Annotated in this window: 21 protein-coding genes and 1 tRNA gene; 12 read left to right on the top strand and 10 right to left on the bottom strand. The window is 60.7% G+C overall.

Going from position 1 to position 25,295, the window contains the following annotated elements; translation table 11 throughout:
• Positions 1–115: 115 nt before the first annotated feature.
• From AC1Q80_RS24175 to AC1Q80_RS24165, 3 genes are all read left to right on the top strand, one after another.
• On the top strand, positions 116–1,303 hold the full coding sequence (locus tag AC1Q80_RS24175) for a tyrosine-type recombinase/integrase (protein ID WP_492362069.1): 1,188 nt from the start codon (positions 116–118) through the stop codon (positions 1,301–1,303).
• Positions 1,304–1,547: 244 nt separating this feature from the next.
• Positions 1,548–1,985, top strand: coding sequence for an ASCH domain-containing protein (locus tag AC1Q80_RS24170; protein ID WP_492362068.1), 438 nt, complete (start codon positions 1,548–1,550; stop codon positions 1,983–1,985).
• Positions 1,978–2,238 carry a hypothetical protein gene (locus AC1Q80_RS24165; protein WP_492362067.1) on the top strand — a complete coding sequence of 87 codons (261 nt, stop codon included), beginning with the start codon at positions 1,978–1,980 and terminating at the stop codon, positions 2,236–2,238. Before AC1Q80_RS24170 ends, AC1Q80_RS24165 begins: the two co-directional genes overlap by 8 nt.
• 60 nt (positions 2,239–2,298) lie before the next feature.
• Here the strand turns inward: AC1Q80_RS24165 and AC1Q80_RS24160 are convergent.
• Positions 2,299–2,374, bottom strand: a tRNA-Thr gene (locus AC1Q80_RS24160).
• A 159-nt stretch (positions 2,375–2,533) separates the two neighbouring features.
• Here AC1Q80_RS24160 and AC1Q80_RS24155 point away from each other — a divergent pair.
• Both AC1Q80_RS24155 and AC1Q80_RS24150 read left to right on the top strand, forming a co-directional pair.
• Positions 2,534–3,307 carry an NAD kinase gene (locus AC1Q80_RS24155; RefSeq protein WP_173419728.1) on the top strand — a complete coding sequence of 258 codons (774 nt, stop codon included), beginning with the start codon at positions 2,534–2,536 and terminating at the stop codon, positions 3,305–3,307.
• 106 nt (positions 3,308–3,413) lie between these two features.
• Positions 3,414–3,923 (top strand): hypothetical protein, encoded by a 510-nt coding sequence (locus tag AC1Q80_RS24150; RefSeq protein ID WP_209791281.1) that lies wholly within the window; start codon positions 3,414–3,416, stop codon positions 3,921–3,923.
• A 193-nt stretch (positions 3,924–4,116) separates the two neighbouring features.
• Here the strand turns inward: AC1Q80_RS24150 and prfB are convergent.
• From prfB to AC1Q80_RS24135, 3 genes are all read right to left on the bottom strand, one after another.
• Positions 4,117–5,248 (bottom strand): peptide chain release factor 2 gene (gene prfB, locus AC1Q80_RS24145; RefSeq protein ID WP_209791280.1). Its coding sequence is split into 2 segments (ribosomal slippage): positions 4,117–5,178 and positions 5,180–5,248, totalling 1,131 coding nucleotides; the frame shifts between segments, so codons are not numbered across the junction.
• A gap of 98 nt (positions 5,249–5,346) precedes the next feature.
• Positions 5,347–7,800, bottom strand: a complete 2,454-nt coding sequence (locus tag AC1Q80_RS24140) for a penicillin-binding protein 1A (protein ID WP_173419725.1) — start codon at positions 7,798–7,800, stop codon at positions 5,347–5,349.
• A gap of 356 nt (positions 7,801–8,156) precedes the next feature.
• On the bottom strand, positions 8,157–9,320 hold the full coding sequence (locus AC1Q80_RS24135) for an N-acetylmuramoyl-L-alanine amidase (protein ID WP_412728392.1): 1,164 nt from the start codon (positions 9,318–9,320) through the stop codon (positions 8,157–8,159).
• Positions 9,321–10,159: 839 nt separating this feature from the next.
• Between AC1Q80_RS24135 and AC1Q80_RS24130 the strand changes: the two genes are divergently transcribed.
• A complete protein-coding gene (locus AC1Q80_RS24130; protein ID WP_492362066.1) occupies positions 10,160–12,979 on the top strand; it encodes an Rne/Rng family ribonuclease in 2,820 nt (939 codons plus the stop codon).
• Between the two features lie 292 nt (positions 12,980–13,271).
• On the opposite strand, the gene AC1Q80_RS24125 is transcribed toward AC1Q80_RS24130, so the two are convergent.
• Positions 13,272–14,384: a pyridoxal phosphate-dependent aminotransferase gene (locus AC1Q80_RS24125; RefSeq protein WP_492362094.1), complete on the bottom strand. Its 1,113-nt coding sequence runs from the start codon at positions 14,382–14,384 to the stop codon at positions 13,272–13,274.
• 300 nt (positions 14,385–14,684) lie between these two features.
• Between AC1Q80_RS24125 and AC1Q80_RS24120 the strand changes: the two genes are divergently transcribed.
• The 5 genes from AC1Q80_RS24120 to aat all read left to right on the top strand — a co-directional run bounded on the left by AC1Q80_RS24120 (position 14,685) and on the right by aat (position 18,485).
• Positions 14,685–15,452, top strand: a complete 768-nt coding sequence (locus AC1Q80_RS24120) for a DsbA family protein (RefSeq protein ID WP_492362065.1) — start codon at positions 14,685–14,687, stop codon at positions 15,450–15,452.
• Positions 15,453–15,570: 118 nt separating this feature from the next.
• Positions 15,571–16,017 (top strand): type II 3-dehydroquinate dehydratase, encoded by a 447-nt coding sequence (aroQ, locus tag AC1Q80_RS24115; protein WP_173419721.1) that lies wholly within the window; start codon positions 15,571–15,573, stop codon positions 16,015–16,017.
• A 23-nt stretch (positions 16,018–16,040) separates the two neighbouring features.
• A complete protein-coding gene (gene accB / locus AC1Q80_RS24110) occupies positions 16,041–16,505 on the top strand; it encodes an acetyl-CoA carboxylase biotin carboxyl carrier protein (RefSeq protein WP_173419720.1) in 465 nt (154 codons plus the stop codon).
• Between the two features lie 12 nt (positions 16,506–16,517).
• A complete protein-coding gene (accC, locus tag AC1Q80_RS24105; RefSeq protein WP_173419719.1) occupies positions 16,518–17,861 on the top strand; it encodes an acetyl-CoA carboxylase biotin carboxylase subunit in 1,344 nt (447 codons plus the stop codon).
• 9 nt (positions 17,862–17,870) lie between these two features.
• A complete protein-coding gene (gene aat, locus AC1Q80_RS24100; RefSeq protein ID WP_492362064.1) occupies positions 17,871–18,485 on the top strand; it encodes a leucyl/phenylalanyl-tRNA--protein transferase in 615 nt (204 codons plus the stop codon).
• A 359-nt stretch (positions 18,486–18,844) separates the two neighbouring features.
• Here the strand turns inward: aat and AC1Q80_RS24095 are convergent, their stop codons facing one another.
• From AC1Q80_RS24095 to gatB, 5 genes are all read right to left on the bottom strand, one after another.
• Positions 18,845–19,297: a DUF2155 domain-containing protein gene (locus AC1Q80_RS24095; protein ID WP_492362063.1), complete on the bottom strand. Its 453-nt coding sequence runs from the start codon at positions 19,295–19,297 to the stop codon at positions 18,845–18,847.
• Between the two features lie 129 nt (positions 19,298–19,426).
• Positions 19,427–19,822 carry an NADH:ubiquinone oxidoreductase subunit NDUFA12 gene (locus tag AC1Q80_RS24090; RefSeq protein ID WP_492362062.1) on the bottom strand — a complete coding sequence of 132 codons (396 nt, stop codon included), beginning with the start codon at positions 19,820–19,822 and terminating at the stop codon, positions 19,427–19,429.
• A 108-nt stretch (positions 19,823–19,930) separates the two neighbouring features.
• Complete coding sequence (locus AC1Q80_RS24085) at positions 19,931–20,401, bottom strand: GNAT family N-acetyltransferase (RefSeq protein WP_209791274.1); 471 nt, start codon at positions 20,399–20,401, stop codon at positions 19,931–19,933.
• A 145-nt stretch (positions 20,402–20,546) separates the two neighbouring features.
• The gene (locus tag AC1Q80_RS24080) at positions 20,547–21,044 is read right to left on the bottom strand and encodes a GNAT family N-acetyltransferase (protein WP_492362061.1); all 498 of its coding nucleotides are present in this window, start codon (positions 21,042–21,044) and stop codon (positions 20,547–20,549) included.
• A 3-nt stretch (positions 21,045–21,047) separates the two neighbouring features.
• Positions 21,048–22,550, bottom strand: coding sequence for an Asp-tRNA(Asn)/Glu-tRNA(Gln) amidotransferase subunit GatB (gene gatB / locus AC1Q80_RS24075; RefSeq protein WP_173419714.1), 1,503 nt, complete (start codon positions 22,548–22,550; stop codon positions 21,048–21,050).
• 404 nt (positions 22,551–22,954) lie between these two features.
• Between gatB and AC1Q80_RS24070 the strand changes: the two genes are divergently transcribed.
• A complete protein-coding gene (locus tag AC1Q80_RS24070; RefSeq protein WP_492362060.1) occupies positions 22,955–24,943 on the top strand; it encodes a DUF3857 domain-containing transglutaminase family protein in 1,989 nt (662 codons plus the stop codon).
• Positions 24,944–25,295: the final 352 nt, after the last annotated feature.

The following is a 25,295-nucleotide window of genomic DNA, read 5'->3' as shown; positions in this document are numbered from 1 at the left end:
ATCACCAGTTCCCTGCCCTGCCGCGCCCCCATCAACACGCGGTTGGGTTTCGAGCCCGGCGGCCTTTGTTTCGCGTAGCCGCCGGGCTTTTTTTGTTCAGCGTATGGAGCACGCAATGAGTAACGATCCCAAGATCAGACATATCGCCTGGCGCGAGGGCCGCCCCCGCTTCGAGCCGTCGCCGACGCTGCGCAAGCTCGGCTACAAGGGCGAGGACCTGAAAACCGATGGCCGCTGGATGACGGCCGGCGAAGCGCTCGACTGGTCGAACCAGCTCGTCAGACAGATCGAGGCCGCCAAGCGCAAGGTCCGCCGCCAGAAGAGCGCGCCGGAACAGTCGACGCCGTCGCCGGCGGCGCCCGTCTCGCTGATCACCTATCCCGTCTATCAGCTTTTCAAGGACTGGCTAAATCCGAAAATCAATGCGGATCTCGCCGACCTCGCTCCGCGCACCATCATCGACTATGGCGAAAAGACCAGGATCTTCGAGAACCACGCCTATGACGTCTACCTCTCCGAGGCCGAAGCGCTCACCAAGCCGATCTGTAAGGGCATCTACAACAGCTTGCGGCAGAAGGCCGGCAACGCCTCGGCCGTCGGGGCCATGCGCATACTCGGCATCGCCCTGCAGTGGGCGATGGATCTCGGCCGGTTTCCCGACATGCACGTCAACCCGGCGCACAAGCTCAAGATGAAGTCGCCGCCGCCCCGGGTCCGCTTCGCCACCAGGCAGGAAATGAAGGTCCTGGTCGAGACGGCCGACGAGATGGGTTCGTTCGACATGGGCGACATGTTCATCCTCGCCGTCTGGTCCGGACAGCGCCAGAGCGACCGTATCGAGTTCCAGCTCGCCGGCCGGGAGCACGGGCGCATCACACTTCGCCAGGGAAAGACGAAAGTCATTGTCTCGATGCCAGAGGCCCCGGAACTCAAGAAACGCTTCCAGGCGGCCGAGAGGCGGCGCAAAACGGCGGAAATCATCTCGCCCTATGTCGTGCTCAACGAGGAGAGCTGGCAGAAGTTCACCAGCGATCGCTACCGCCGCCGTTTCCAGGACATTCGCCGCGCCGCCGGCAAGAAGCTTGCGAGCCTCAAGACGCTCCGCGACCAGGACCTGCGTGACACCGCCGTCACTTGGCTTGCCATGGCCGATTGCACCATCCCGCAGATCTGCGCGATCACCGGCCACAGCTTCAAGACGGCCAACGACATCCTGAAACATTACCTCGCGCTCAATGCCGAGTTGGCCGACAGCGCGATCGCGAAGCTCATCACCTGGTACGACAAGGAGGAAATGAAGTGACCAAGTTGACAACCGCTATGAGAGCCCGCCTGCGCCGCATCGCCAACGAATGTGAGAAAAGCACTGAGAACTTTTGCAATCTCTCTGCTGCTGGCTATCCGAACTATGTCACACAGGGGAAGCTGCGCGACCTAGGCGCCGTAGAGTTGGTGGAAAGTGGCCCCGGCCGGCCTTACAGCATAAAGGGGCTTCGCCTTACGGACGTCGGCCGCGCCGCCATACAAGCCCCAACGGTAAAGGCCGAATGATGGTCGCCTATTCCTTCAAGAGCTTCTTCGTCCCCCAGATCGTCGCGGGCACCAAGCGGCAGACAGTCCGCTCCGACCGGAAACGCCACGCCGAGGCCGGCGAGCCTATCCAGCTCTATGCCGACCAGCGGACCAGGCATTGCCGCAAGATTATCCCTGATCCGGTTTGCCTCGCCTGCGAACCGATCGCGATCGAGCGGGCAACGCCAGGCGTGATCAGTCGCATCGAGATCGCCGGCGTCAACCTGCACCGCGACGAGATCGAGGAATTTGCCAGCGCTGACGGCTTTGCGCCGGAGCACATTGCATTGCTCGCTCCGCACCTCGACAGCCACCAGGCCGCGATTAACATGGCTATGTTTTGGGATCTGGCACACGGCCACCAGCGCCTATTTGAAGGCGCTCTTATCCGCTGGGCGCCGCCCCATGGATGACGAGGAGCTGCGCGCTGCATTCGCCGCCCACAAGGCGGGACATACGATGTTTACTCGCCGCATGGCGATCAACATCGCGGACTTCTTTGACGTCTCCGTGCGGTGCGTCGTCGACCGGCTCGAAGCGTTGGAACTGGTCAAGCCAGGCGCCTGGAAATGGTTTCAGCGAAACGGCGGCTTCACAAAGGAACACTACGAGATCGTGCGCGCCGATCGCGGATATCCGCCGTCCGACATTTCAGACAATACCTAGTCTGAATGTCTGAAATGTCGGATGGGTTTCCGACATTTCAGAGTGCAAGCAATTGAAAAGTGGTGCCCCCAGCAAGACTCGAACTCGCGACCCCCTGATTACAAATCAGGTGCTCTACCAACTGAGCTATAAGGGCACTTTCAGCGGTGGGAGTTATCACAATCTCACAGCGTGTAAAGCAAAATTGCGAATTCTCCCAATTTTTCAGATGCGTTCGGCGCCACGTCGTGCCAGAAACGAAGCCTAGGCTCGGCCACCGCGGCGATGCCCAACCTGTTGAACGGACTGAAAATTCATGGCCCGCACGTTCACTTCACTCGCGTTCCTTGCCTCACCAGCTGAAGAGGCGCAAAAGGCGGCGGCAGATCTGAAGGCGATTTACGGCGACCATGATGCCGATAAAGCCGACGTCATCGTCGCGCTCGGCGGCGATGGCTTCATGTTGCAGACGCTGCACCAGACGATGAACTCGGGCAAGCTCGTCTACGGCATGAACCGGGGCTCGGTCGGCTTTCTGATGAACCGCTACAGCACTGAAAATCTGACAGCGCGTATCTGCAACGCGGTGGAAAATGCCTTTCGTCCGCTGGAGATGCAGACCACCGACGGTCAAGGCGCAACGTTCAAGGCGCTCGCCATCAACGAAGTCTATCTGTTCCGGCAATCCTACCAGGCAGCCAAGCTGCGTGTGGTCATCGACGGCAAGACCCGGCTTGAAGAATTGACCTGTGATGGCTTGCTGCTGGCCACACCCGCCGGCTCCACCGCCTACAATCTCTCGGCGCATGGACCGATCCTGCCGTTGGAAGCCCCTCTTCTGGCACTCACACCCGTCAGCCCATTCCGTCCGCGTCGGTGGCGCGGCGCCCTCCTGCCAAACCACGTAACTGTCGAGATCGAGATTCTCGAGGCTGACAAGCGGCCGGTCAACGCCGTTGCCGACCACCAGGAAGTCAAGTCGGTGGCGAAGGTACGCATCGCCGAATCGGAGAACATGACCGCCCGCATCCTCTCGGATCCAGATCACTCCTGGTCGGATCGCATCCTGGCCGAGCAGTTTTCCAATTGAGCAGCCGGTCTCAACGCGCGATATGGTATGATTTCGCCGGGCGCCCGGCGAAGGATCAATTTTAGAACATCCACCGCGTCGCGGTACGAACAGGAAATCAAAAGCGATGCACAAGCCCCTCCTCCTTGCGCTTCTTATCGCAACGACCGGCGCGAGCGCCCATGCCGAGGATGCGAATGTGGTTTCGCCGCAAGTGACCTTCGTCACCAGTACCGGCTATTGGGAAGAAAGCGGCGATCCGCTTTCGGCACTGGACCCGAACGGTGAGCAGGCGCAAACACCCACAGAGCCGCGGAGTGCCGACGGCGCACGGCGCGGCTATTACAAGCTGATCGCCCTTCGGCAACAGGACGGCACGGCGCAGATCCACCTGCAGCAGATCGCGGCGACACCTGCCGGACCGGAAGTCGTCTCTTCCGCAGAACTCGAGGAGTTTTCGTCGCTGAAGGCCTATGTCACCGATATCAGGCCGGAAACCTCGACGGGCGTTACCGCACAGCCCGGCATGTTCGCGACCGTCTATTTGAAGACCGATCCCGCTGCCCGCGAACCGGAAACCTGGACCGTGCTGATCGACGACCTCGGCGACATCAAGGTCGAGCGGGCATCGAACTGAGCCGTGTCTCACGACAAAGTATCCCCGGTCTGTGACAACACCACGCGCTGAGAAAGGCCAGCAAACACGGCCTACGTCTGCGAGAAATTCCGATGCGTTAGACGCCAAAGACAAAGGCCGGATGCAAACACCCGGCCTTTATCGTCTCGAATTCGTTTCGTCACGCAGAGCAAAGCCCCGCCTGCACTCGACGCTAGTTCAAATCGTCCACCGCGGCATCCGCGCCGCCGCTGACGCGGTGGGCAAGGGCAGCCTCCATGAACTCGTTCAGCTCACCGTCGAGCACATCGCCAGGCGCCGTGCTTTCGACGCCGGTGCGCAGGTCCTTTACCAGCTGGTAGGGCTGCAGCACGTAGGAGCGGATCTGGTGGCCCCAGCCGATATCGGTTTTTGAAGCCGCTTCGGCGTTGGCCGCATCTTCGCGCTTCTTCAGTTCCGATTCGTAAAGGCGGGCACGCAGCATGTCCCAGGCCTTGGCCCGGTTCTTGTGCTGCGAGCGCTCCTGCTGGCACTGCACGACGATGCCGGACGGCATGTGCGTAATACGCACGGCCGAGTCGGTCGTGTTGACGTGCTGGCCGCCGGCACCCGACGAGCGATAGGTGTCGATGCGGCAATCGCTCTCGTTGATGTCGATCTGGATCGAGTCGTCGACAACCGGGTAAACCCAGATCGACGAGAACGACGTGTGGCGACGGGCGTTGCTGTCGTAAGGCGAAATACGAACCAGGCGGTGAACGCCCGATTCCGTTTTCAGCCAGCCATAGGCATTGTGCCCCTTGACCAACAGCGTTGCTGACTTGATGCCAGCCTCTTCGCCGTCCTGAATTTCCATCAGCTCGACCTTGTATCCCTGGCGCTCGGACCAGCGGGTGTACATGCGCAACAGCATGTTGGCCCAGTCCTGGCTTTCAGTGCCGCCGGCACCGGAGTGCACTTCGAGATAGGTGTCGTTCTGATCGGCTTCGCCCGACAGCATCGCCTCGACCTGCTTCTTGGCCGCTTCGTTGCGCAGTTCGCGCAGCGCCTGTTCTGCGTCGGCAACGATGGCAGCGTCGCCCTCTTCCTCGCCGAGTTCGATCAGTTCGATGTTGTCGCGCAGTTGCTGCTCGAAGCGGCGCAAGCCGTTGACGCCATCGTCAAGCTGCTGGCGCTCGCGCATCAGCTTCTGCGCTTCGGCAGCATCATTCCACAGCGACGGATCTTCCGCCTTGTTGTTCAACCAGTCCAGTCGTCTTACCGCCTGATCCCAGTCAAAGATGCCTCCTCAGCAGGCTTATGGCCTGCTTGATTTCGTCGACAATGTTCTCGATTTCGCTGCGCATGATCCTGCTTCTTGTGAACCCGATTTAACGTGAGCGTCAAATAGCGATGCCCGCCGCTGATGTAAAGGCGGCGGGCATTGCGAGACGAAGTATAGGGCCTAGAACAGGCCGTTGGAACCGGAGGTGACGGCCTGGTTGGCCTGCGGAGAATTCTTGAGGATCTCCTCCGGCGGCACGTACTGGTCGAGGCCACCGATGACCGAGAAAGTGTCAGCCGGACCGGTTCCGGGCTTGAAGGCTTCGATGATGGTGTCCGGCTCGCCCTCATAGGCGGCCATGCCGGTCTTGCGGTTGACGGCGATCATGTTCATGCCTTCCGGCACCACGAACTTGCCGGGACGCGAGCCCTTCACGGCTTCCTGCATGAAGTTGTTGAAGATCGGCACCGCAAGGCTGCCGCCGGTGGCACCCCTGCCGAGCGGGGCCGGGTTGTCGAAACCGAGGTAAAGGCCTGCAACGAGGTCAGGGGTGTAGCCGACGAACCAGGCGTCCTTTTCGTCGTTTGTGGTACCGGTCTTGCCGGCTACCGGGCGATCGAGCTTGATCTTTCCGGCGGCGGTGCCGCGCAGGACCACACCCTCCATCATCGAGGTGATCTGGTAGGAGGTCATCGGGTCGAGAACCTGCTCGCGGTTGTCGGTCAGCACAGGCTCCTCCTGCTCTGCCCAATCCCCTGCATTGCAATTGTCGCAGGTCCGGTCTTCGTGACGGAAGATCGTCTTGCCGTAGCGGTCCTGGATCCGGTCGATCAGCGACGGCTTGATCTGCTTGCCACCATTGGCAAGAACCGAATAGGCCGAAACCATGCGCAGGACGGTGGTCTCGCCCGAGCCGAGCGACATCGCCAGCAAGGGCGGCATCTTGTCGTAGATGCCGAAGCGCTCGGCATATTCGGCGACGATGTTCATGCCCATGTCGTTGGCGAGGCGAACGGTCATCAGGTTACGAGACTTCTCGATGCCGAGACGCAGCGTCGACGGGCCGGCAGAGCCACCGCCATAGTTTTCCGGGCGCCAGACCTGGCCACCGGCGACGATTTCGATCGGAGCGTCGAGAATGACCGACGCGGGCGTGTAGCCGTTGTCAAGCGCTGCCGCATAGACGAACGGCTTGAACGAGGACCCCGGCTGGCGCATCGCCTGGGTCGCGCGGTTGAATTCCGACTGACCGTAGGAGAAGCCACCGACCATCGCCAGCACGCGGCCGGTCTGGGGATCCATGGCGACGAGGCCGCCCTGAACCTTTGGCGGCTGACGCAGGCGATATTCGCCCTTTTCCGCCAGAGGCTCGACATAGACGACGTCTCCCGGGCCCAGCACGCCTTCCGGCGACTTGGCGGATTTGCGTTCGCCACCAGCGGAGCGATAGGCCCACTGCATGTTCTTGGCGGAGATATGACCGGTCACGCGTTCGGCGATGATCTTGCCGGACGCTTCCTTGTCCGGCTGGATGCCGATTTCGACACCCTGGCCATCGGCCGAGAGCACGACCGCCAATTTCCATTCCGGCACGTCGGCCAGGGCAACGACCTTGCCGAGCGGCTCGCCCCAGTCGCCGCCGATCTCGATCGACTTGACCGGGCCGTGGAAACCGCGACGCTCGTCATAGCTGAGCAGCCCGTCCTGCAGCGCCTTGCGCGCAGCGATCTGCATGCGTGGATCGAGCGAGGTGCGAACCGAAAGGCCACCCTCATAAAGGGCGTTGTCGCCGTATTTCTGGATGATCTGCCGGCGTACTTCCTCGGCGAAGAAATCGGATGCGAAGAGATGCGCACCACCGCGGCGCGGATTGACGCCGAGCGGCTGCTTCTTTGCATCTTCGCCGTCGGTCTTGCTGACGTAGCCGTTCTCGACCATGCGGTCGATGACCCAATTGCGCCGTTCGATCGCAGCATCCGCCTTGCGGAAAGGATGATAGTTTGCAGGGCCCTTCGGCAGCGCGGCGAGGTATGCCGTCTCGGCGATCGTCAGTTCCGTCACCGATTTGTCGAAATAAGTGAGCGCCGCGCCGGCGATGCCGTAGGAATTGAGGCCGAAGAAGATCTCGTTGAGATAGAGCTCGAGAATGCGGTCCTTGCTATAGGCCTGCTCGATGCGGAAGGAGAGGATCGCTTCCTTGACCTTGCGGTCGATCGTCTGGTCCGACGAGAGCAGGAAGTTCTTGGCGACCTGCTGGGTGATCGTCGACGCGCCGACAGGGCGGCGGCCTGATCCGAAATTCTGGAGGTTGACGGCGATGGCGCGGGCCAGGCCGGTGATATCGACGCCGGGATGCTGATAGAAATTCTTGTCTTCAGCGGAAATGAACGCCGCCTTGACGCGGTCCGGGATCGCCTGGATCGGCAGATAGAGGCGCCGCTCGCGGGCGTACTCCGCCATCAGCGCGCCGTTACCGGCATGAAAGCGCGTCGTCACTGGTGGCGAATACTTCGCCAGCACCTCATAGTCAGGCAAGTCCTTGGTGACAACGCCCAAATAAAGCGCCGCGGCCGCAGCCACGCCGAGCAGCAAAAACGCACCAATCCCGAAGAAATATCCAATCAGTCTGATCATCAGTCAGATACCGGTACCTTATTATCGTCCAATTGCCAGGCCGCGGAACCGATAAGGACGCTTCCCGTCCCATCGGTCCGCATTCCGTCGGCCTGGCCAAACGCTTCCATCAGAAATCATCTGGCATCGCAGCTACGCGCGCCCACCCAGCTCCTCATATGGCGAGGGGCACCGGGCATCAACACTGTTTCCCAACAAATCCGGGCGCAATTCGGGATAGGTCCCGGATTGTGCGTAAAATAGGGCTTGTTACCGATTATCGAGTGCGCATCCTGTTGAAAAGCATATCGCTGTTACCGGGGCGACACAAATCACTTCCTATGCCACGCCGTCAAACAGCTTGTCGCGGCTAAACCTTAGCCGCCGTTTGCAACGGCCTGATCACGATAGCGCTTGATGGCAACAGCAAGAAGACCGGATACTTTCTTTCGCCATTCCGGATCAAGCAGCAGCTTCTCGTCGTCCTTGTTCGACATGAAACCGAGCTCGAGCAGGATTGAGGGAACATCTGGCGCCTGCAGCACTCGGAAGCCCGCATGACGGTGCGGATTGTTGATGAGATTGATCTGTCCTTCGAAGGACGACACCACGGTGCGCGCCATATTGACCGAAAAAGCCTGGGTTTCGCGGCGTGTCAGATCGATAAGGATATCGGCGACTTCCGCCGGCTCGCTCTGGAGCGGTACGCCAGCGATCTCGTCCGAGAGGTTTTCGCGTTGCGCCAGGTCGGCCGCCAGATGGTCGGAGGCCTTGTCGGAAATCGTATAGACGGTGGCGCCGCGAATATCCTTCTGCTTGAGCGTATCGGCGTGGATCGAAATAAACAGATTGGCGCCTTTGTTGCGGGCGATCTGCACCCGCTGCGGCAATGACAGGAAGACATCCTTGTCGCGCGTCAGAAAGGCTTCGATGCCGCTTTCACGGCTGAGGGTGGCAACCAGCTCCTGCGCAAAGGCAAGCGTGACATGTTTTTCCTCGGTCTTGGTGGCTCCGCCGATCGCTCCAGTGTCGATGCCGCCATGACCGGCATCGATTGCAATCACGAAGGCGCTACCCTTTTCCGCGGGCGCAATTGTCGGCCTGTCTGTTTTTGCCGCGACAACGGAACCCGTCCATTGCTGATCACCCAGGAGCGCATCGAAGCGGGGCTGGTCGACCTTCTCGGCATCAATGACCAGGCGATAGCTCTTGCCGCCCTCCTCCTCGATGACCTCGGCGTTGGTGACCGCGACCGGCCCCTTTGCCGATAGCACGAGGCGAGAACTGCCAGCCCCCATGCCGCCATAGCGGATGGCCTCGAACAATCCCCTCGGCTCAAGGCTCTCGGCTTTCAGACCAAAGGCGGTTTCCGGCAGATCGACGACGACCCGTATCGGGTTCGCCACGTAATGGATCGAAAAGTCGGGCTTCCGATCGAACTCGACGACGACGCGCGTGCGTGCGTCGTCGCCGGCAACCCGTGCGCCGAATGCCAGCAATGGCGCGGGCTCGGCCGCATTCGCCACCGGTCCAGGCACCATCAATGCCCCTGCAACGAACGCTGAGGCCACAACACGCGCGCCACCGCGCAGCAGTGCTGACAACAGTGAAGCGTCCCTATGAACAGCCGAAGGCTTCACCCCGGTTTCTCCGTCAATACACGAAATCCGAGCGGTCAACGCGCCAGGCATCCGCCCGCGCACACCGCGACATCCCTTGATCAATGAACCCTTATGGTTAACCAAAGCTTGACAGCGCTCCTTAAGCAACGCGGACAAAGCATACGATTCGCTGTTCCCCGACCTACTCTACCGGGGCAAGCGAATCGATCATTATTGTGGCGGCACAGGCTTTTCCCTTGCCAATGTGACATAGAAAACATAAAAGCATCACAAGGAGAAAGTGTTGACGGGATAGAATCGTCGGCCGGGCAGCCGGAGCATTCCAGAGCTTGGCGCCAGGGAGTGATCGAGCCGGAATTGCCGGTTGAAACCGTATCATCTTTCCGCGGCCGCAAGGTGTTCATCCGCCGTCGCTGCATTTCCTCCCCGTACACTGGATCGCAAATTTCCGGCGGTGGCCGGAGTTCTTAGCGGTGATTTTTTCACCGGCAAGCCCGCAAGCGGGCGCATTCATCGGGTCTTTATGAGACCTTTGACATTGGCATTCTTGTTTGGTCATTGATGTTGACTCAGCGGTATCGGTCAGAAGTAGAGAGGCCCCGGAACGTAACCGTTCCGGCTGCCATCTGGCTGCTGCACCATCACCTGCACCAGACAGGACCTTTCACATCCGACGCACCAACTGACGCGAGTGGCAGTCTTCCCATGGAAGAACGTCTGCCGCCCGTTCCGCTGTCGCGTCGAGGAGCACAACTTAGATGGCAGAGAAAATGCTTATCGATGCGTCTCACTCTGAAGAGACGCGCGTCGTTGTCGTTCGCGGGAACCGCATAGAAGAATTCGACTTCGAATCGGAACACAAGAAACAGATACGCGGCAACATCTACCTCGCAAAGGTAACGCGAGTGGAGCCTTCGCTCCAGGCGGCCTTCGTCGACTACGGCGGCAACCGCCACGGGTTCCTGGCGTTTGCCGAAATCCATCCCGACTACTATCAGATCCCGTTGGCTGACCGGCAGGCGCTGTTGAAGGCGGAAGCCGAAGAAGCGCGCCGCGACGACGACATCGAACACGTCGAAACGGCAACGCCGACACAGCCCGCGCTCAGCGTTCCGGTTGATCTGGAAATTGCCGCCGAAACGGAAGTTGTCACGGAAGTGACCGAGACTGCAGCCGAAGCAGTCGTCGAGGCGGAAGCGCCGGCCGAAAAGCCCAAGGCAAAGCCGAAGCGCCCGCGCCGGACCAAGGCGAAGATCGCCGAAGAGGCCGCTGCAGCCGCTGCAGCAACCGAAGAGGCGGACGCCGGCGAAGAAGGCAATGGTGGCGAGATGGCCGCCATGGTCGACACCGATTCGATCTCGGAAGACGTCGACAGCCGCCGACGCCGCGATGACGACGACGATGATGACGACAGCCACGATGGCGAGAAGGAAATCATCGAGTCCGTCGGCGCCGAAGATGCAATGGAAGAGGTTCCGGATCGTCACGTGCGCAAGCCGCGCAAGCAGTACCGCATCCAGGAAGTCATCAAGCGCCGCCAGATCCTGCTCGTCCAGGTCGCCAAGGAAGAACGTGGCAACAAGGGCGCAGCGTTGACGACCTACCTGTCGCTCGCTGGCCGTTACTCGGTGTTGATGCCGAACACGGCTCGTGGCGGCGGCATCTCCCGCAAGATCACCAACCTGCAGGACCGCAAGCGCCTGAAGGAAATCGCACGTGGCCTCGAAGTGCCGCAGGGCATGGGCGTCATTCTGCGCACCGCCGGTGCCAACCGCACCAAGGTCGAGATCAAGCGCGACTTCGAATATCTGATGCGCCTGTGGGAGAACGTCCGCACGCTGACGCTCAACTCCACGGCACCCTGCCTCGTTTACGAGGAAGGCAGCCTGATCAAGCGCTCGATCCGCGACCTTTACAACAAGGACATCAGCGAGATCGTCGTTTCGGGCGAGGAAGGCTACAAGGAAGCCAAGGGCTTCATGAAGATGCTGATGCCGAGCCACGCCAAGGTGGTTCAGCCTTACCGCGACGTTCATCCGATCTTCTCGCGTTCCGGTATCGAAGCGCAGCTTGACCGCATGCTGCAGCCGCAGGTGACGCTGAAGTCGGGCGGCTACATCATCATCAACCAGACGGAAGCTCTGGTTTCGATCGACGTCAACTCCGGTCGTTCGACCCGCGAGCATTCGATCGAGGACACGGCACTTCAGACGAACCTCGAAGCCGCCGAAGAAGTTGCGCGCCAGCTGCGCCTTCGCGACCTTGCAGGCCTCGTCGTCATCGACTTCATCGACATGGAAGAAAAGCGGAATAACCGCTCGGTCGAGAAGCGTCTGAAGGATTGCCTGAAGAACGATCGCGCCCGCATCCAGGTCGGCCGCATCTCGCACTTCGGCCTGCTCGAAATGTCGCGCCAGCGCATCCGCGCCTCGGTACTCGAATCGACGATGCAGACCTGCCCGCATTGCAACGGCACGGGCCACGTCCGCTCGCAGTCTTCGGTCGCGCTGCATGTCCTTCGCGGCATCGAAGAGCACCTGCTCAAGAACACCACGCACAACATCACCGTTCGCACGATCCCCGATATCGCGCTCTATCTGCTCAACCAGAAGCGCAGCACGATCATGGATTACGAACAGCGCTTCGGCGTCTCGATCATCATCGAGGCTGACGCCCATGTCGGCGCGCAGCACTTTGCGATCGACCGCGGCGAACCGGTCGAAAACCCGGTCAAGATCGAACAGATCCTGCACTTCGAGCCGGAGCCCGAAGAAGACGACGACATCGTGATCGAAGAGGATCTCGACGAGGAAGAAGCAGAAGAAGTGGTCGTCGAGCAGCGCCAGGAACAGCCGAAGGCTGCTGCCCAGGCTGACGACCAGAACGGCCGCAAGCGCAAGCGTCGCCGCCGTCGTCGTGGCAAGGGCAGCCAACAGGCCGACGGTGCTACCGCACAGGACGCCGATGCCGCAGACGAAGGCGATGACGCCACGGAGACCGATGGCGACGAGGACGAAAACGATGCGGATGCGCTGACAGCCGACGGCGAACAGAAGCGCAAGCGCCGTCGTCGCGGCAAGCGCGGTGGCCGCCGTAACCGTCCGGAACTGGGCGAAGGTGAAGTCGAAGAGCAGGCTGCTGCATCCGCTGACGACGAGGCCGACGAGCAAGGCGACGTCGAAGCCCCGGCAACAGCCGAGGTTGAAGCGGTCGCTGTGATTGCCGAAGCCGAGATCGTAGCGGAAGAGGTAGAACCGGTCGTCGAGAAGGCCGCCAAGCCGAAGCGCACACGCAAGAAGGCCGTCAAGGCCGACGAGCCTGTGGCCAGCGCTGACGAGGCTGCACAGAGCGCGGTCGAGGCACAGCCAGAAGTCGCGGTAGAGCCGGTACCGGAAGCAATCGTAGAGGCGGCCGCCGACCTCGAAGAAGGCAAGCCTGCCCGTGCCAACCGCGACCTGTCGACGATTGCATCGGAACCGGTGTTGACCTCGACGGTCACGAACAAGAACGAAAGCACCGAAGAGGACCAGTCCAAGCCCAAGAAGGGCGGATGGTGGCAGCGCCGCGGCTTCTTCTAAGCCACGACTGACCTTCGGAAGAACAGAAAAGCCCGGACCTTGCTTGGTCCGGGCTTTTTTCGTTTGGGGCTGGTGACAAAAGCATGCGTGCGCCGCGACCATGGCGAGAGTGCGCTGCGGCCCAACAGGTGCGCGCTCCGAACCTGATGCTCCAGTTCTCGCGTATGTCGTCGTCGCAAAATCTCCGCGCGCGTTCGCGAAAGCTTCAGGTGGCTGTTTGCCTCAGAATTTGAATCAAGGCGCTGTCAAAGTGAATCCGCCAGCGGCCGCAGGCGCCTGAAATGACTGAAACTCAGGAAATCCAGCGGGCAATGCGGTCGACGGCTTCGACCATGTCTCCTGTCGATCCGGCATAGGAGAACCGCATCGTCCGATGCCCCTCAAGTGGATCGAAATCGAAGCCCGGTGTCGCAGCCACGTTGATTTCAGCTAGCATCCGGCGGGCGAACGCCATGCTGTCATTGGTAAAGCGCCTGACATCCGCATAGGCGTAAAACGCACCATCCATGGGCGAAGCGATGGTGAAGCCAATCTCCGGCAGGCGCTTCAGCAGCATTTCGCGATTGGCGGCATAGGCCGCCTTGTAACCGTCGAGTTCGACCTGCGCACCAAGTGCCGCCTCGGCAGCGATCTGTGATAGTTCCGGAGGCGAGATGTAGAGGCTCTGGGCAATGCGCTCGAAGCCGCGGACCTGCTTTTCCGGCAGTACCATCCAGCCGATCCGCCAGCCGGTCATGCAATAATATTTGGAAAAGGAATTGATCACGACGACGTCGTCGGTGACCTCGAGAGCGCTTGCCTCCTCGCCGGCAAAAGTCAGTCCGTGATAGATCTCGTCCGAGATGAAGGCGATGTTCTCAGTGCGGCAATACTCGGCGAGCGCCTTGAGACCCGCCCTGCCCGTCACCGTGCCCGTCGGATTGGCCGGGCTTGCCAGAAGAACGCCCTTCAACGGTCGCCCGATCTTGGCAGCAGCCCGCGCCAGGTTTTCAGGCGTCAGCGTGAAGCCGCTTTCGGCATTGGCTTCCACCTCGACGACCGTCAGGCCGAGGGCTGCAAGAATGTTGCGATAAGCGGGATAGCCGGGCCGCGCGATCGCCACGCAGTCGCCGGGATCGAAGAGCGCGAGGAAAGCCAAGTTGAAACCGGCCGACGAGCCGGTGGTCACCGCGATGCGTTGCGGATCGAGCGCGATGCCATGGCGCTTCTGATAGTGCGCGGCGATGGCAGTTCTCAGCGACAGCGTGCCGAGCGCATCGGTATAGCCGAGACGGCCATGTTCGAGCGCCTTGCGTGCCGCATCGAGAGCAGCCTTCGGCGCCGGGTGCGCCGGTTGGCCAACGGCCATTGAAATTACCGGGTGACCGGCGTCGCGGCGGCGCGTGGCCTCCGCAAGCACGTCCATGGCATGAAAGGGTTCGACGGCGCTGCGGTTCGACAATTCCACCAAGGCAATATCCTCAAGAAGCGGCGCGTATCAACCTACGCTGATACTCCATTCGGCCCCTTTGCCCGATCGCCAAAGGCTTCACAAGTCCGCGAGCGCCGTATTTCCGCCGATTTTGCCGTTTCGTTTCACCGGGGGCCACCCTATGCTGCCCGCGTGTTGCGGTGTTGGAGAATCCTGTTGTCTTTTACACGCGCGCATTGACGCCGTATCGCGACATGGACGACAGACAGGGCAGGCAGAGACAACGAGGTAAAAATGAATTTCAGCACGAAAATGATTGCCGCCGGGGCGCTCGCCGCGCTCATGGCAGGGGTCAGCTTGCCGCAAAACGCGCTCGCGCTCGACCAGAAGCAGAAGGACGAGTTTGGCGCCTTCATCAAGGAATACCTGCTTGCCAACCCCGAGATCATGCTCGAGGTTCAGGAGGCGCTCGCGAACAAGCAGCGCGCAAAGCAGCAGGAAGCCGCCGAAGGCGCGATCTCCGAGAACAAGAAGGCGATCTTCAATTCCAAGTACGACATGGTCCTTGGCAATCCTGATGGAGACGTCACGGTCGTCGAGTTCTACGACTACAATTGCGGCTACTGCAAACGTGCACTGACCGACATGGAAGATATCCTCACCAAGGACAAGAATGTCCGCTTCGTGCTGAAGGAATTGCCGATCCTCGGTCCGGATTCGCTTGCTGCCCATAAGGTCAGCGCCGCCTTCCGGCTCGTCGCGCCGGAGAAATTTGGCGAGTTCCACCGGGCCTTGCTCGGTGGTGAGGACCGTGCAACCGAGGAAACGGCGATTGCCGTTGCCGGCAAGCTCGGCGTCACCAAAAAGCAGCTGCGGGCCAAGATGGAAAAGGAGCCGCATGACGCGGCGGTGCGCGAGGCCTATAGCCTTGCCAACGATCTCGGCATCACCGGCACGCCGTCCTATGTCATCGGCAACGAGGCGGTCTTCGGTGCCGTCGGCGCCGAAGAAATCAGCACCAAAGTGGCCAACATGCGCAGCTGCGGCAAGACCGCCTGCTGAGCGCCTGCACTCAACGACCTGTCCCAACTGTGGACAAATCCCGCGAGGACCCAAAGGGCTTTTCCTCGCGGGACCATCAGTCTATAGGTAACCCTCTATCACTGGACCGGAATCCCGCATGCCCACCAAAATTTTCGTGCTGAACGGCCCCAACCTGAATGCGCTCGGCAAGCGCGAACCGGGGATCTATGGCGGCCAGACACTCGCCGACATCGAGGCACTCTGCACCACGGAAGGCAAGGCATTGGGACTGGAAGTCGATTTTCGACAATCCAACCATGAAGGCACGCTGGTCGACTGGCTGCACGAGGCCGGCGAAAAGGCCGCTGGTGTCGCAATCAATCCGGCGGCCTACGGTCATACGTCGATCGCGCTGCACGATGCCATCCGCGCCATTGGCATCCCGGTGGTCGAACTGCATCTTTCCAACATCCACGCGCGTGAAGAATTCCGCCACAAGTCGATGATCGCACCTGCGGTCAAAGGCGTTATCTGCGGTTTCGGCGCGCAGAGTTACATTCTGGCGCTGCATGCGCTAAAGAACCTGACAGAAACGTCGAAATAAAAAGAACACGAGGCTCATATCCCATGGCTGACAAGAAACCCGGTATCGACCAGGCGCTGATCCGCGATCTCGCCAATATCCTGAACGACACGGATCTCACCGAGATCGAAGTGGAGCAGGAAGATCTTCGCATCCGCGTATCGCGCGCCGGCACCCCGGTCGCCGTCTCGATGCCGGCCTATCAGGCTCAGCCGGCGGTCCACGCTGCGCAGCCGGCCGCTGTCGCCGCACCGGCGGAAACCAGCCGCACCTCCAAGAATGCCGTAACGGCTCCCATGGTCGGCACGGCCTATCTGGCACCCGCTCCAGGCGCCCGCCCGTTCATCGAGGTTGGCACCGTGGTCAAGGAAGGCCAGACGGTCCTGATCATCGAAGCGATGAAGACCATGAACCAGATCCCTGCCCCGCGTTCGGGCAAGGTGACCGAAATCTTCGTCCAGGACGCAGCCCCCGTCGAATATGGCGAGCCGCTGATCGTAATCGAATAAGGCGGCGCTGCGATGATCTCGAAAATTCTCATTGCCAATCGCGGCGAAATCGCCCTTCGCGTGCTGCGCGCCTGTAAGGAGCTCGGCATAGCGACGGTGGCCGTCCACTCCACGGCCGACAGCGACGCCATGCACGTGCGCCTCGCCGACGAAAGCGTCTGCATCGGTCCTCCGCCGTCGCGCGATAGCTATCTGAACATTCACCAGATCGTCGCCGCCTGCGAAATCACCGGCGCTGACGCCGTGCACCCGGGCTACGGCTTCCTGTCGGAAAACGCCAAGTTCGCCGAAATCCTCGAAGCGCACGACATCACCTTCATTGGGCCGACCGCGGAACATATCCGCATCATGGGCGACAAGATCACCGCCAAGAAGACGGCGCAGGAGCTTGGCATCCCCGTGGTTCCTGGCTCCGACGGCGAAGTGCGCCCGGAAAATGCGCTCGAAGTGGCGCGCAAGATCGGCTTCCCGGTCCTGATCAAGGCAACCGCCGGCGGCGGCGGCCGCGGCATGAAGGTCGCAAAGACCGAAGCCGAACTCGAAGAAGCCGTTTCGACCGCTCGTTCCGAGGCGCTTGCCGCCTTCGGCAATGACGCTGTTTACATGGAAAAGTATCTCGGCAAGCCGCGCCACATCGAAATCCAGATCGTCGGCGACGGCGAAGGCAATGCGATCCATCTCGGCGAGCGCGACTGCTCGTTGCAGCGGCGCCACCAGAAGGTCTGGGAAGAGGCGAACTCCCCGGCCCTCAACGTCGAACAGCGCATGAAGATCGGCGAAGTCTGCGCCGATGCCATGCGCAAGCTGAAGTACCGCGGCGCAGGCACGATCGAGTTCCTCTACGAGAACGGCGAGTTCTATTTCATCGAAATGAACACCCGCCTGCAGGTGGAACACCCGATCACCGAGGCGATCACCGGCATCGACCTGGTGCACGAGCAGATCCGCGTCGCATCGGGTGGCGGACTTTCGGTCAAGCAGGAAGACATCGTGTTTTCCGGTCACGCGATCGAGTGCCGCATCAACGCTGAGGATCCGCGCACCTTCGTCCCCTCTCCGGGCACGATCACGCATTTCCACGCACCGGGCGGCCTCGGCGTTCGCGTCGATTCGGGCGCCTATCAGGGCTACCGGATCCCGCCCTACTACGACAGCCTGATCGGCAAGCTCATTGTCCATGGCCGCACGCGCGTCGAATGCATGATGCGCCTTCGTCGTGTGCTGGATGAGTTTGTCATCGACGGCATCAAAACGACGCTGCCGCTGTTCCAGGACCTGATCAACAATCAGGACATCGCGAACGGCGATTACGACATCCATTGGCTGGAGCATCATCTGGCCACGACGTCCGAATAGGACCGTGCATTGAAAGGGACGCGCAGCAAGCAACCCGACGTAACACCGGACATGCTGCTGCGCGCCTATTCCATAGGCCTGTTTCCGATGGCCGATTCGGCAGACGACCCGGAACTCTTCTGGGTCGAGCCGGAAATCCGCGGCGTCATCCCGCTCGATGGCTTTCACGTCTCGCGCAGCCTCGCAAAGACAATCCGCAAGAGCCACTTCGACATCCGCTTCAACACCGCCTTCGAGGCCGTCATGGAAGGCTGTGCCGCGCCGGCACCCGATCGGCCGACGACCTGGATCAACAACAAGATCCGCGCCCTTTACGCCACGCTTCACGCCATGGGCTACGCACACAGCGTCGAAGCCTGGGAGGATGGGGTGCTCGTCGGCGGGCTCTACGGCGTTACGCTCGGTTCGGCGTTCTTCGGCGAAAGCATGTTCTCCCGACGCACCAACGCCTCCAAGATCTGCCTTGTGCAACTGGTGGAACGCCTGCGCGCAAAAGGCTTTGAGCTGCTCGACACACAGTTCACCACGGAGCATCTGAAATCGTTCGGCGCAATCGACGTGCCGAAGGCCGAGTATGAAATCATGCTCGCCGATGCGATGAACTCGCCCGATCTAACGTTTTGAGCTCATCATCTACCTGAGCCTCTAGTGCGAACGCCGCTTTTCGCCCCGTCTCAACCCTTCTCAATCGCGTTGCATTGATATGTCGCGCGGAGGGACGTCCGCTCACAGAATGAGTCGTGCAAACGCTCTATCGCTTTGTTTTGACGGATTTCTTTGCGGATGCCATCTCGCTGAACTTGCAAGATGCTGCGCATGGTTGGTCTCGGTACCACCCGATGCCAACGTAAGCGACGTGATGCCGGCAGGAGTGCTTACCCGCCCCCTTTTAGCACGCTCACTCAAGCGCACCGGATAATGGCGTCGGCACAGAAAAATTGAGAGATAACGCGGCCGCGTTAAAGGACGCTCGGCAGGCAAGATTATTTCTTGGACGCCGTATCCGGTGGCGGCAGGTCCGACGTCGCCTTGCAGGACTGCAGCCAGACGTCGTAGACGGGGTGCTCGACGGCATTGAGACCGGGGCTGTCGGCAAACATCCAGCCGGTAAAGATCCGCCTGATCTTGCGGTCGAGGGTGATTTCGTCGACCTCAACGAAAGTCGTGATCTTCTGCGCTTCGGTGTCGTCCCTGTTGTAGCAGACGCGTGGCGTTACCTGCAGGGCGCCGAACTGGACGGTCTCACCGATATAGACGTCGAAGGTGGTGATACGGCCGGTGATCTTGTCGATGCCGGAAAACACGGCGACGGGATTGTTAATCCGCGCGGCCTCGGCTGTATCGGTCGAGGCTACCATCGGCAGCGCGGCAAGCGCAGCGACACAGAGCCGGCTCGACATCTGGCCGATTGTTTTCCGCAGATAAGAACCCGCCATTCCCGCCTGTCTCCCGCGCGCCTTGCATTCACCGTTGATGGATATCAGGCGCTAAACATGAAATGTGGCCGCCCCGTGGTCACGGGACCATTTGGTGAAGCGGCGCACGCTTGTCCGACGACAAGCGTCTCAGGAACCCGGCGTCCAGGCGTCATAGTCGCCCGTCACGCGCGGACGAGCGCCGGTGCCGGCGATTGAGCCCGGGGGGCGGTAGGCGTTGGCAGTGCCGGTCGGATTCGGGCGATGCGGCTTCTGCCACTCGCGGGCGACGTACTTCTCGTCAGCCGGCGAAACGTCGGTGCGGTGATGCATCCAGCCGTGCCAGCCAGCCGGAATAGCCGAGGCTTCAGCATAGCCGTTGTAGATCACCCAGCGGCGCGTGCGGCCTTCGGAGTCCTTGCCGCCCTGGTAATACACGTTGCCGAGCTCGTCTTCGCCGACACGCTGGCCGTTACGCCAGGTATGAAAGCGCGTTCCGATCGTCTGTTGGTTCCACCAGGTGAAAATCTGCAGCAGGAGCTTCATGGATGCGGTCCTCAACCGACCGTTGGGAAGGCGGCCGGATACCAAAACTATGTCCCCGCTTATGCCCCGCCACTCCAGCCTTGTCCAGTGTTTCCGAGGTAAAGACGGTCATTTCAACGGCATGTGAAAGCCGAAATGGCTGCGCACAAAACCGAGACGCTCATAGAATCGGTGCGCCGCCGCGCGCGTCGCGTTCGAGGCGAGTTGCACCTTTGCGGCCCCCGCCTCACGCGCCCGCTCGATCGCATGGCGCATCATGCGTTCGCCGATGCCGCGGCCGCGCATATCTACACGGGTCTGCACGGCCTCGATCAGCAGTCTTGGCTTCCCTCGCCCCGAAAGCGATGTCAGCAGTGTTGTCTGAAACGTGCCGACGACATCATCACCGAGACAGGCGACGTAGAGAGTTTGAAGCGAGGAAGTGTCAATGCGCGCGAAAGCGGCAAGATAGTCAGCGAAAGCTTCGGGCTCGGTCGTATCTCCATGCCCGCCAACCTCGTCGGCAGCAAAGAGCGCGATGATATCAGGAAGATCGGCCAGTTCGGCCCTGCGGATATCGAAGTCTACTGTCGCGTCCATGTGGTCTCCCGCGGCCTGGAAATCAGCGCCAAGCGTCAATCATCACAAGGATACGGTCTCGTGACAGCCAACGCCGTACGCAATCTTTTCCACAACCCATGACAAACCGCCGCTCACAAGCACCTGCATCGGGAGCAAGCAAGCGTCAGGAGAGCGGTTTCTCGAGAATGAGCGCCGGAAGCCCCGACTGCTCGTCGCCGCAATTGCTGACTTGACCGACTTCGCTGAAGCCGTGAGCCCGATAGAATGCAAGGGCATGAAGGTTCTGCGGCTCGACTTCGACCCGCATGCGTTCTGCATCCGGGAAGCAGGTTTCGAGTTCGGCGAAAATATCGCGTCCGATACCCTGACCCTGGAGTTTCGGCAGAACGTAAAGCTGATGGAGCATCACGGTCTTCTTCAACGTATCGGACATGGATGCATACCCCATGCCGCCGATATTGCGGCCGTCGTCGGCCACGAGGAATTCCGCGTTTTTGCGCTCCAGCCGGGCCTTCAGCGCCGGCAGCGAATGCCAACGCCCTGTCAGTTCGTTGACCTTCTCGACACCATAGAATGTGTCATAGGTCGCGTGCCACGTCTCGACGAGCAGCGCGCGAACCTTCTCCAGATCGCGCTCGCTCGCCGTTCGGACGAAGAACACCGCTTACTCCTCGATGCCGAGCTTGGCCTTGACCAGAGCCTGAACGGCCTGCGGATTGGCCTTACCGCCGGTCGACTTCATCACCTGGCCGACGAACCAGCCGGCCAGCGACGGTTTTGCCTGCACCTTGGCGACCTGATCCGGGTTGGCGGCGATGATCTCGTCGACCGCTTTCTCGATGGCGCCGGTGTCCGTCACCTGCTTCATGCCGCGTGCTTCGACGATCTCGGCTGGATTTCCACCTTCGTTCCAGACGATCTCGAAGAGATCCTTGGCAATCTTGCCGGAGATCGTCTCGGCCTTGATGAGATCGATGATGCCGCCCAGCTGGGCCGGGGAAACCGGAGTCTCTTCAATGGCTTTGCCGGCTTTGTTCAAGGCGCCGAGCAGGTCGTTGATGACCCAGTTTGCGGCGATCTTGCCATCACGGCCTTCTGCGACCGCCTCGAAATAGTCGGCAATCGACTTTTCCGACACCAGCACCGAAGCATCGTAGACCGACAGGCCCATTGCGCTGACAAAGCGTTCCTTCTTGTCGTCGGGCAATTCCGGCAGATCGGCCTTCAGCGCGTCGACGAAAGCCTGATCGAATTCGAGCGGCAGCAGGTCTGGATCCGGGAAGTAGCGATAGTCATGCGCATCCTCCTTCGAGCGCATCGAGCGCGTCTCACCCTTGTTCGGGTCGAACAAACGGGTTTCCTGGTCGATGGAGCCGCCGTCTTCCAGAATGCCGATCTGGCGGCGCGCTTCGTATTCGATCGCCTGGCCGATGAAGCGGATGGAGTTGACGTTCTTGATTTCGCAACGGGTGCCGAAGCCCTCGCCCGGGCGGCGGACCGAGACGTTGACGTCGGCGCGCATCGAGCCTTCATCCATGTTGCCGTCGCAGGTGCCAAGGTAGCGCACGATCGAGCGCAGCTTGGTCATGTAGGCCTTGGCCTCGTCAGACGAGCGCATATCGGGCTTGGAGACGATTTCCATCAGCGCCACGCCGGAACGGTTGAGGTCGACATAGGACATCGACGGGTGCTGGTCGTGCATCGACTTGCCGGCATCCTGCTCGAGGTGCAGGCGCTCGATGCCGATCTCGACGTCTTCGAACTGGCCCTGGCGATCCGGCCCGACGGAAATGATGATCTGTCCCTCGCCGACGATCGGATCCTTGAACTGCGAGATCTGATAGCCCTGCGGCAGGTCGGGGTAGAAGTAGTTCTTGCGGTCGAAGATCGAGCGGTTGTTGATCACGGCCTTGAGGCCGAGGCCGGTGCGCACCGCCTGCTTGACGCATTCTTCGTTGATGACGGGCAGCATGCCGGGCATGGCCGCATCGACCAGCGACACGTTGGCGTTCGCCGGCTTGCCGAATTCGGTCGAAGCACCCGAAAAGAGCTTCGAATTGGAAAGCACCTGGGCATGGACCTCCATGCCGATGATGACTTCCCAGTCACCGGTGGCGCCGGGGATGAAGCGTTTGGAATCGGGGGTGCGGACGTCGACAATGCTCATATCATGCTCTTCTTTGAAGCCTGAATTCTTGGTTTCTCGGTAGAGCAATTGGCTCACCGGTGCAAGGCTTGTGCGCCATACCGACATGCGGCGCGCGATGGCGGCCATTTCGGGAGGGTGCAACCTTGACGTTCACAAGTCCGTCTTCTAGAAAATCCCAGCGTTGGAACGGAGGATCGCGCGCCCTCAATCTCAAGCCTGCCCCTGCCCTGACCGGCCCCTGCCAGTGCTTGCCCTGGGTCTGCCCTGTTTCCGCTGGCCGGCCGCGGCTCTCACGCCCTTTCAGCATTGCCGTTCGGAGAGCCTCACACGGGCTCCCCTGTCTGTCCTCATCCATTTCCGATCAAATCAATTCTCGCAAATGTTGCGCGGAAAAGCGCAACGATACAACAAAAGGTGCGTTCGTGGCGCGTTGCAGATCAGTCGTTTTCAGCCTTGTTTTCTCCCTGGCCCTGTCCGGGCCGCGCGCGGCTGCATGGGCCGACGGACAGGTTCACAAGGCGCCGAATGAAAGCTGGGTCGAAGTAGCAGGTATTCCTGAGCTCGATCCCGCCCGCACCGTCGAGATCAGGAACGGCACAGCCTATCTGCTGATGGATACCCAGACGCGACACAGGAGCAACGGGTTCTCCATGTCTCAGCGCATGGTCTACAGGGTTACGGACCGCAGCGGCCTGGAAAACGCCGCGCGGCTCAGTTTCGATTTCGATCCCACGCGCGAGCGCCTCATCGTCAACCGAGTGACGATCATTCGAAACAATGTCCACATCGACAAGCTTGGCGAAGCAAAATTCGAGGTTTTCCGACAGGAAACGGACGCCGAGCGGGGTGTTTTCGACGGCCGGCTGACGGCGCACGCCGAACTGAGCGATGTACGCGTGGGCGATATCGTGGATTACTCCACGACGCGTGAAACCACGCCGACCGTTGCCAAGGACCTGTTCTTTTCGCGGTTCTATACCGAATGGAGCGATCCGATCGGTTACGTTCGCGAAAAGATAATCTGGCCGGCGAACGAGCCGCTCTACATGCGCGCCGTCGAGACCGACATGAAACCTGGCGTGACGACGGCTGGCGGCGAGACTACCTATCTGTGGGAAGCGACCAACCTTTCGCCGACCAGGTCCCAGACCAATCTGCCGGCCGACGTTCCCAATTTCGGTTTCGTGGAAGTTTCCTCGGAGCGTGACTGGCAATCGATTGCCGATGCCCTCCTTCCTTCCTATCAGCCCTCCCAGGACCTTCCGGCCGAGTTCGAGGCAAAGCTCATTGAGATCGAGCGTCGCCATTCCGCGGCTGAGGATCGGCTCATCGCCACGTTGCGGCTGATCCAGGACGAGATCCGCTACGTCAGCCTGTCGATCGGATCAGGATCCTACCTTCCGCGCCGCCCGGAGACAGTGCTCGCCAGCGGCTTCGGCGACTGCAAGGACAAGGCGCTGCTCCTGGTTTCCGCGCTCCGCCGGCTGAGCATCGACGCGGAAGTCGCGCTCACGGATATCGACGAGGGATATGCGCTCAACCTTAATCTCCCCGCCCTCCAGGCCTTCGACCATGCGATCGTCAAGGCCAAAATAGGCGAACGCGTCTGGTGGCTTGACCCAACCGACTACCTGCAGGGCGGACGCGCGGCAAACATCGTTCCACCGACCTATGGATTTGCTTTGCCGCTGCTTTCTTCGGGAACCGTGCTCGAGCCTCTTCCGAAGATGCAATTGGCTGAACCGACCAAATCGATGGAAGAGCGTTTTGCGTTTCCAGCGCAGGACGGTGAGCCCTTGGTGCTGACCGTGGAAACAATCTATCGCGACGCCGATGCCGATACGATCCGCCGTAAACTCGCATACACGTCGAAGACGAAACTGACCGATGACTATGTCCAGTACTACAATCAGCGGTATCCGGGCATCGAGAGCACGGCGTTGCTCGAAGCGGTCGATGACCGCGATCAGAACGTTCTCAAGACAAGGGAAGCTTACAAGCTTCCCTTCGAAGCTCTGCATGCGAACGACCTCGCCAAGAAGTTTCCGCTGCGTTCCGACCTCGGCATTGGCGGCATGCCGACCCCGACCTCTGTCGGGCGCACGGGGCCCATTTTCCTCGGATTGCCGACCTACAACACCCACAAGGTCATCGTGACGAACCTCAAGGCGCGCTTCGATCCGCCTGTGGATCCGGATGTCTTCAACCCACACTTCCTGCTGAAACTGAACGTTTCGAGCGTTCCCGGCGAGATGCAACTCCAATGGCACTTTCGCACCGTGGCCGAGCGCGTTGCGGTCAAAGCGGTCACCCCCTATCTGCGCGCAATCGAAGACAGCATCGACAAGTCGGAATGGCAGTATGATTTCACCTATGCCGATGCGGCAGAAGCTGGGGGGAATGGGCAATAGCCGCAGCCTCGGCGCAGCCGCTTGCCCGTTCCGGAGACGGGCAGCGACTGGGCCCGAGCGTCCGGCACCAACAAACCTTGGACGATCCAGCCGCGACATTTTCGCCGACCGCCTCGAACCCGCGTCTCTACGCATGCGAAAATTGATGGATCGGACCGGCCTGCAATCTTGACGATCATGGTTCGGTCCTCTAGACGTTTCGCGTTCTATGGAGTTTTGATGTTCTCATCGTCTGAGTCCCGGTAAGGGCCCCTGCCCGCTTTCTCCTAAAGATTGCGCGCACGGGCCGGAAACGTAGCCCCGCTTTTCCCAAGATTTGCGGAACGTTTTTGTGCGTTCTTACGAACGCTAT

This window comes from Ensifer sp. GW823-FHT05D09, from assembly GCF_058795755.1.
This window is presented reverse-complemented; position numbering and strand designations above follow the sequence as displayed.

Coding starts and splice junctions, on each gene's coding strand:
- AC1Q80_RS24175 (WP_492362069.1), top strand. CDS start 116: ATGAGTAACGATCCCAAGATCAGACATATCGCCTGGCGCGAGGGCCGC.
- AC1Q80_RS24170 (WP_492362068.1), top strand. CDS start 1,548: ATGATGGTCGCCTATTCCTTCAAGAGCTTCTTCGTCCCCCAGATCGTC.
- AC1Q80_RS24165 (WP_492362067.1), top strand. CDS start 1,978: ATGGATGACGAGGAGCTGCGCGCTGCATTCGCCGCCCACAAGGCGGGA.
- AC1Q80_RS24155 (WP_173419728.1), top strand. CDS start 2,534: ATGGCCCGCACGTTCACTTCACTCGCGTTCCTTGCCTCACCAGCTGAA.
- AC1Q80_RS24150 (WP_209791281.1), top strand. CDS start 3,414: ATGCACAAGCCCCTCCTCCTTGCGCTTCTTATCGCAACGACCGGCGCG.
- AC1Q80_RS24140 (WP_173419725.1), bottom strand. CDS start 7,800: ATGATCAGACTGATTGGATATTTCTTCGGGATTGGTGCGTTTTTGCTG.
- AC1Q80_RS24135 (WP_412728392.1), bottom strand. CDS start 9,320: ATGGTGCCTGGACCGGTGGCGAATGCGGCCGAGCCCGCGCCATTGCTG.
- AC1Q80_RS24130 (WP_492362066.1), top strand. CDS start 10,160: ATGGCAGAGAAAATGCTTATCGATGCGTCTCACTCTGAAGAGACGCGC.
- AC1Q80_RS24125 (WP_492362094.1), bottom strand. CDS start 14,384: ATGGACGTGCTTGCGGAGGCCACGCGCCGCCGCGACGCCGGTCACCCG.
- AC1Q80_RS24120 (WP_492362065.1), top strand. CDS start 14,685: ATGAATTTCAGCACGAAAATGATTGCCGCCGGGGCGCTCGCCGCGCTC.
- aroQ (WP_173419721.1), top strand. CDS start 15,571: ATGCCCACCAAAATTTTCGTGCTGAACGGCCCCAACCTGAATGCGCTC.
- accB (WP_173419720.1), top strand. CDS start 16,041: ATGGCTGACAAGAAACCCGGTATCGACCAGGCGCTGATCCGCGATCTC.
- accC (WP_173419719.1), top strand. CDS start 16,518: ATGATCTCGAAAATTCTCATTGCCAATCGCGGCGAAATCGCCCTTCGC.
- AC1Q80_RS24095 (WP_492362063.1), bottom strand. CDS start 19,297: ATGGCGGGTTCTTATCTGCGGAAAACAATCGGCCAGATGTCGAGCCGG.
- AC1Q80_RS24090 (WP_492362062.1), bottom strand. CDS start 19,822: ATGAAGCTCCTGCTGCAGATTTTCACCTGGTGGAACCAACAGACGATC.
- AC1Q80_RS24085 (WP_209791274.1), bottom strand. CDS start 20,401: ATGGACGCGACAGTAGACTTCGATATCCGCAGGGCCGAACTGGCCGAT.
- gatB (WP_173419714.1), bottom strand. CDS start 22,550: ATGAGCATTGTCGACGTCCGCACCCCCGATTCCAAACGCTTCATCCCC.